Raw genomic sequence first — 6,382 nt, 5'->3', positions numbered from 1 at the left:
TATTCCAAACCTTGTAGTTAAGACTGGCCGGCTCGAGCTGGCCAGTTTGGTAAGTAATGTCAGGCGGTTTAATAGATGCTTGATAAAAATATAACGGGGTGCCGTTTTTTAGCAGCACTCTGGCGAGCGTGGAGGGTGGCTCATGGCATTTCGATTACCAACGATGCTCGCAGTGTTGCTGAGCACAGCATTTCTATTACCTCTCTCGGCACTTTCAGAGCAAGTGTTATCGCTCAGTGAAGCGGAACGACTTGCTCTAATCGACGACCCAGCCACGCTGCGTTATCGAGAGCTGGCGGAGGCTCGCCGCGAGGCCGCCATCTCAGTCAGACAGCTCCCTGACCCCATGCTGATCATGGAGGTCATGGATGTTGCAAGAGATGGTATTTCCATCGATGACGATTCCATGACCCAGCTCCGTGTGGGCGTGCGCCAGACCTTCCCTCGAGGTGACAGCCGTCGGTTGGCCAGCGAGCGGGAATCGGCCATGGCCCAGGCGGAAGCGGCGCGAAGCAGCAATGCAGAACTGGCTGCAGTGCGCGCCGTACGGCGCTCTTACCTGGTGCTTGCCGAGCAGCGCGCCATCCTCGGCGTGCTGGAGCAGAGCCAGCCTTTGTTCGAGGACCTGCGTGAAATCACTGAGCGCGAGTTCGCTTCCGGCTTTGCCGACCAGCAGGATCTGCTGCGCGCCGAGCTGGAGCTGAGCCGATTGCATGACCGCTTGTTGAATGTCCAGGCGCAGGAGGCAGTAGCACAGGCTCAGCTAGCGCGCTGGGTGGGTAATGAAGCCCTCTCGCGCCCCTTGTCTCTCGACCTTCCCGAGCTGGCCGAGCCCGCGGGAACCTTGCTGGCGCATCCACTGCTGGATGCCGAGCAGGCCGTTATCGATGCCGGCAACCATGGCGTGGAACTGGCTCGTCAAGGATACAAACCGCAGTGGTCGGTCGAGCTGACCTACGGTACGCCGACGCAACGGGGCATGGGCATGCCGGATCGCATGTCGGCGATGGTCATGGTCGACCTGCCGCTTTTCACTCGTCAGCGCCAGGATCGCGACCTATCGGCCAGCGTGCATCGACGTGAAGCCGCCCAGTATGCCTGGGATGAACAGGCCCGCGAGTTGCAGCGCCAACTGGGAGAGAGCCAAGCCAGATGGCAGCTGATGAGCGAGCGTGAACGCCGTTATCAGCAGCTTCTGCTGCCCCAGGCCAGGGAGAACGCCGAAGCCGCCGAGCATGGGTATCGCAACCGTACGACGGATTTCAATTCGCTCGTGCGCGCCCGCCTGACCGAACTGGAAACACGCATCGAGGCCGTGCGTATCGGGTCGCAGCGTCGCCTTGAGCAGGTGGACCTGCTCTATCTACTGGGAGAAAACGCATGAAGGCGTTCGCTGTCATCGTCCTGCTGGCTGCGGGGGCTGCCGCAGGCGCCGCTGCCGTGACCTACTGGCCGGGTTCCCACGCACACGTTGCCGCGGTGGACACGACCAACGGTGAGAGAGAGATTCTCTATTACCGCCACCCACATAACCCCTCCGTGACCTCTCCCGAGCCGCGCAAGGATGAGATGGGCATGGACTTCATTCCGATCTATGCGGGTGGCGGCGACGCGACGCCCGGCACAGTCAGTATCAGCCCTGTCGTGCAGCAGAATATGAATGTGCGTATCGGCTCGGTGGCTCGTGGTGATCTGGCGCGCCTGGTCGAGACAGTCGGCTTCGTCGACTATGACGAATCGAGACTCAGCCACGTTCACCTGCGTACTCAGGGCTGGATCGAGGAACTCAGCGTAAGAACCACCGGCGAGCGGGTAGAGGAGGGGCAGCTCTTGTTCCGCCTTTATTCGCCGGAACTGGTCAATGCCCAGGAAGAGCTGCTGCATGTCGTGCGTCGTGGCGGCAGTCCTGCTCCTGCGCGCGAGCGCCTCCGGGCGCTGGGGGTCAGTGCCGCCGAGATTGCCGAGATCGAGCGGGCCGGTCAGCCGCGCCGACTGATCTCCGTACGGGCGGGGCAGAGTGGGGTAGTGGAGTCGCTGAACGTGCGTGAAGGCATGTATGTCACACCGGGCACCGAGGTGATGACCATTGCCGACCTCTCGCAGGTATGGGTGATTGCCGACCTGTTCGAGCATCAGGTGGATGCCGTGGCTCGAGGTGACGCCGCCCATGTGAAGCTGCCCTTCCGCCCGGGCGAGCGTCTCGAGAGCAAGATCGACTATATCTATCCGAGCCTGAACAGTCAGACGCGAACCGTTCAGGTTCGCCTGGCCTTTGACAATCCCGGTGAGCGACTCAAGCCGGGAATGTATGCCGATGTCCAACTGACCACTCGACCGCTGCAGGGCGTCCTGTACCTGCCGGCCGAGGCCGTGATCCGTACCGGCAGGCAGGACCGCGTCATCCTGGCGCTGGGTGAAGGGCGTTTCCAGGCGCGTGAAGTTCAGGTAGGGCGTCGTGCCAACGGCAACCTGGAGATCATCGAAGGCCTCAAGGAAGGAGAGCGCGTGGTTCTCTCCGGCCACTTCCTGCTCGACTCCGAAGCGGCAGCCAGTGCCGAGCTGGCGCGCATGACCGAAGCCGAGCAGGAGAGTTCGGATGGCGATGTCTGGGCCGATGGGCGCCTGATTTCCATCGACCGCGATGCCCGCGTGCTTAACGTCGACCACGCGCCGATTCCCCTGCTGGGCTGGCCGGCAATGGTCATGGACTTCACCGTGGCCGATGATCTCGAACTCGATGGGCTGCACGACGATATGCCGATGCGCTTCCGCATGCGCGAGCGCGAGGAGTTCGTCTACGAAATCACCGCCATCGAGCCGCTGGCTCACGACCACTGAGGAGTCGTTTCATGATCGAAAGGATCATCACGTGGTCGTTGCATAATCGCCTGCTGGTGCTCTTGGTGACGGCTATTTTCGTCGTCTGGGGGCTCTTCACAGCCAGGCAAATGCCGCTGGATGCCATCCCCGACCTCTCCGACGTCCAGGTGATCGTGCACACCAGCTATCCCGGCCAGGCACCTCAGGTGGTAGAGGATCAGGTCACCTACCCGCTGTCGACGGCCATGCTGGCCGTACCCCAGGCGCGCGACGTGCGCGGGTTCTCCATGTTCGGCGACTCCTACGTCTACGTGCTGTTCGAGGATGGCACCGATCCCTACTGGGCACGCTCCCGCGTGCTCGAGTACCTGAGCCAGGTGGCGCCGCGGCTGCCAGCCGGCGCCACGCCGGCGCTGGGGCCGGACGCCACCGGTGTGGGCTGGGTCTACCAGTACGCCCTGGTGGACCGCAGCGGCGAGCTCGACCTGGCCGGCCTGCGCTCGCTGCAGGACTGGTTCCTGAAGTTCGAGCTGCAGTCCGTGACGGGCGTGTCCGAGGTCGCCACGGTGGGCGGCATGGTCAAGCAGTACCAGGTGGTGCTTGACCCGAATCGTGCGCGTGCCTATGGGCTGACCCTGTCCGGCATCCGCTCGGCCATCGAAGGCGCCAACCGGGAGGCGGGCGGTTCGGTTATCGAGATGGGTGAAGCGGAATACATGGTTCGCTCCCGTGGTTATCTGACCGGCATCGAGGAGCTTCGCCTGGTGCCGGTTGGCCTTGGCGGTGACGGCACTCCAGTGCTGCTCGAGGATGTGGCCGAGATCCGCATCGGCCCCGCTGCCCGCCGCGGCATCGCTGAGCTGGATGGCGAGGGCGAGGCTGTGGGAGCCCTGGTGGTCATGCGTCATGGCGAGAATGCTCTTGCCACCATCGAGCGCGTCAAGGCGCGCCTCGACGAGTTGCGCGCGAGCCTGCCCGAAGGGGTGGAGATCGTGGAAACCTACGATCGCTCGGTGCTGATCCAGGAGTCTGTCGACAACCTAACGATCAAGTTGTTACAGGAATTCTTGATCATTGCTCTGGTTTGCGTGGTGTTCCTGCTCCACTTCCGCTCGGCGCTGGTTGCGATCGTGGCACTACCGATCGGCATTCTGGCGGCACTCATGATCATGCAGGCCAAGGGCATCAACGCCAATATCATGTCGCTGGGCGGCATTGCCGTGACCATCGGCGCCATGGTGGACGCCGCCATCGTCATGGTGGAAAACCTGCACAAGCGGCTCGAGAAGGCGCCCCCGGGCGAGGATCGCTGGCATACCGTGGCCGAGGCGGCCAAGGAGACCGGCCGGCCGATCTTCTTCGCGCTGTTGATCATCGTGGTCAGCTTTCTGCCGCTCTTCACTCTCCAAGGGCAAGAAGGCCGCATGTTCCAGCCCTTGGCCTTTACCGGTGCCTATGCCATGGCAGCGGCGGCCGGGCTGGGTATCACCCTGGTCCCGGTGCTCATGGGCTATCTGGTGCGCGGGCGTATACGCCCTGAGTCTGCCCATCCGCTGAGCCGCATGTTGATCGCCATCTACCGCCCCGGGCTCGATGCCCTGCTGCGCTATCCCTGGGCCACCATTGCCGCAGCAGTGCTGATTGCCGCCAGCGTGGCCTATCCGGCGACCAAGCTGGGCAGTGAATTCATGCCCCAGCTGGATGAAGGCGATCTCATGTACATGCCCTCGCTGGAGCCCGGTGTCTCCATCGGCAAGGTGCGTGAATTCATGCAGCAGACCAATCGTCTGATCATGTCGGTACCGGAGGTGGATCGTGTCTTCGGCAAGGCGGGGCGTGCCGATACGGCCACCGACCCGGCCCCCATCGGCATGCTGGAGACCGTCATTCGCTTCAAGCCACGCGACCAGTGGCGCGATGGCATGACCAAGGCCGATATCATTCGCGAACTCGATGAGGCAGTCAGTTTCCCGGGGGTGGCCAATGTCTGGGTGCCGCCGATCAAGACGCGCATCGACATGCTCTCGACCGGCATCCGCTCGCCGGTGGGCATCAAGGTGGCTGGATCCGACCTGGCAGAGATCGAGCGTGTTGGGCGGGAGATCGAACGCGTGCTCCAAGATGTGCCGGGTACAGCGTCGGCGTATGCCGATCGCACCGCCGCCGGGCGTTACGTCGAAGTGGATATCGACCGGCGAGCCGCCGCGCGCCATGGCGTCAATGTCAGCGACCTTCAGGCCATCATTCAAACCGCCGTCGGGGGGATGAATGTAAGCGAAACCGTCGAGGGGCTGGAGCGCTACCCCATCAACCTGCGCTATCCCCAGGACTGGCGCGACTCGCTGGAGAGCCTGCGGGATCTACCGGTGATCACCTCGGCGGGGGCCTACCTTCCCCTGCAGGCGCTGGCACAGGTGGACATCGTGGACGGTCCGGCCATGATTCGTACCGAGAACGCACGTCTCAACGGCTGGGTGGTGGTCGACATCCGCGGGCGCGATATCGGCTCCTATGTGGCCGAGGCGCGGCAACGGGTGATGGAACAGGTCACGTTGCCTGCCGGGTATTCGGTGACCTGGTCGGGTCAGTACGAGTATATGGAGCGGGCCAAGGAACGACTGCAGTGGGTCGTCCCAGTGACCATCGTATTGATCTTCCTGCTGCTCTACCTTTGCTTTCGCAACGCCGCCGAGACTTTCATGCTGATGGGGTCGCTGCCGTTCGCTGCCGTCGGGGGGGTGTGGCTGCTCTACTGGTTTGCCTATGACATCTCGGTGGCCGTGGCGGCAGGTTTCATCCTGCTGATCGGGCTGTCGGCAGAGTTCGCCGTGGTCATGCTGATGTATGTCAAAGGGGCGGTCGAGCAACGCCAGCCCCGCAGCCGTGGCGAGCTGCGCGAGGCAATTATCGAGGGCGCTGTGATGCGGGTTAGGCCCAAGGCGATGACCTCGTTGACGGTGGTGCTGGGACTGAGTCCGCTGTTGCTGGATTCCGGCCCCGGCTCCGAGGCCATGCAGCGCATCGCCACGCCCATGGTAGGCGGCATGATCTCCGCTCCCCTGGTTTCACTGCTGCTCATTCCCGTCCTCTACTGGCTATGGCAGCGGCGACACTTTCCCGAGTCTGTCTCGTCAGAGGCTGCGCTCAGCAACTCCAAAACCGAAGGAAACCTTTGATATGAAAAACAGTATGCTTCAGTTGGTGGTCGTGATGGGACTCATTATGGCAGCTCCGGCAGTGGCGAGCAGTGATCATGGACATGGCAAGCACGCGGCTCATGGTGCCCAGACTGGTCATGAACATCAGGAAATGCGCACGGCGGAAGGTGTCGGGATCGTACGGTCGATAGCGCAGGATGGCAGCAGTGTGCTGGTAGCACATGAACCTATCGCCGAGCTTCGCTGGCCAGCCATGACCATGGAGCTGGCGCTGGCAGATCCGGCGCTGGCCGAGCTGGTGAATACGGAAGACCAGATCATCTTCGTACTGCGTCAAACCGGCGAGACCGACTACGAAATCGTCTCTCTCGAGACCATCGACTGAGATTGGGTGCGCTTCCTGC

The 6,382-nt window shown here is 62.7% G+C and carries 4 protein-coding genes; all 4 read left to right on the top strand.

The genetic code is table 11. The annotated features are described in order from the left end of the window. Positions 1-142: 142 nt before the first annotated feature. The 4 genes from AC2VNO_RS10305 to AC2VNO_RS10290 are packed head-to-tail and all read left to right on the top strand — an operon-like array spanning position 143 to position 6,363. Positions 143-1,384: a TolC family protein gene (locus tag AC2VNO_RS10305; protein ID WP_486934042.1), complete on the top strand. Its 1,242-nt coding sequence runs from the start codon at positions 143-145 to the stop codon at positions 1,382-1,384. Then, the gene (locus tag AC2VNO_RS10300; RefSeq protein ID WP_486934041.1) at positions 1,381-2,838 is read left to right on the top strand and encodes an efflux RND transporter periplasmic adaptor subunit; all 1,458 of its coding nucleotides are present in this window, start codon (positions 1,381-1,383) and stop codon (positions 2,836-2,838) included. Before AC2VNO_RS10305 ends, AC2VNO_RS10300 begins: the two co-directional genes overlap by 4 nt. 11 nt (positions 2,839-2,849) lie before the next feature. After that, positions 2,850-5,996, top strand: coding sequence for an efflux RND transporter permease subunit (locus AC2VNO_RS10295; protein WP_486934040.1), 3,147 nt, complete (start codon positions 2,850-2,852; stop codon positions 5,994-5,996). A gap of 1 nt (position 5,997) precedes the next feature. Then, positions 5,998-6,363, top strand: a complete 366-nt coding sequence (locus AC2VNO_RS10290; RefSeq protein WP_086511137.1) for a copper-binding protein — start codon at positions 5,998-6,000, stop codon at positions 6,361-6,363. Positions 6,364-6,382 lie beyond the last annotated feature (19 nt).

Source organism: Halomonas sp. TH-94 (assembly GCF_057473365.1).
This window is presented reverse-complemented; position numbering and strand designations above follow the sequence as displayed.